Below are 658 nucleotides of genomic sequence, written 5' to 3'. Positions count from 1 at the left end.
AGCCGTGCTGGTGGTGGTGGTGGTGGCTGAGTTGATGGCGTTGGTGGTGACGTTGGTGGCCACTTACTACGACGATTTCAGTGTCGGTCGGCTGGCGGTTACCTCTCTGTTCGTGCAGTGGGTGGGGCTGACGTCTGCGGCGCTGGTGTGCCAGCTGCGTAATCGACTGAACCTGTTGCCACCCGCCTGGACCTCTACCGCTGTGGTATTGCTGGTGGTGGTCGATACCCTGTTGTTCAGCGTTCTGGCCCGGCTGATCATGGCTTGGGTGAGCGGCGGCGCACTGGAAATGGGGCTGTGGTCTACAGAAATTCCGGTTAACGGCTTGATTGCGGCGATCATCGCCGGCCTGGTTATGCGCTATTTCTATGTGCAGGAGCAGTTGCGGCAAAAGGATCAGGCTGAGTTGCAGGCACGTATTCAGGCCCTGCAATCACGGATCCGCCCGCACTTTCTGTTCAATTCCATGAACATTATCGCCAGCCTTATCGCGGTGGACCCGGATGGGGCGGAGCAGGTGGTGGAGGACTTGTCGGTGCTGTTTCGCGCCAGCCTCAAGAACAGTGGAAACGAGGCCTCACTGGAAGAAGAACTGGAGCTGTGTCGGCGCTATATTCACATCGAGCAGCTGCGGATGGGGGAGCGTTTGCAGGTGGCA

1 protein-coding gene is annotated in these 658 nt (G+C 58.8%); it reads left to right on the top strand.

Annotated features, from left to right (window positions below; all coding sequences use genetic code 11):
• The coding region (locus A3754_RS14165) for a sensor histidine kinase (RefSeq protein ID WP_197468663.1) at positions 1-658 on the top strand (658 nt) is incomplete at both ends.

Source organism: Alcanivorax sp. HI0083, from assembly GCF_001635175.1.
Note: the sequence above shows the minus strand (reverse complement) of the source record. Positions and strands in the feature narration are given on the sequence as shown.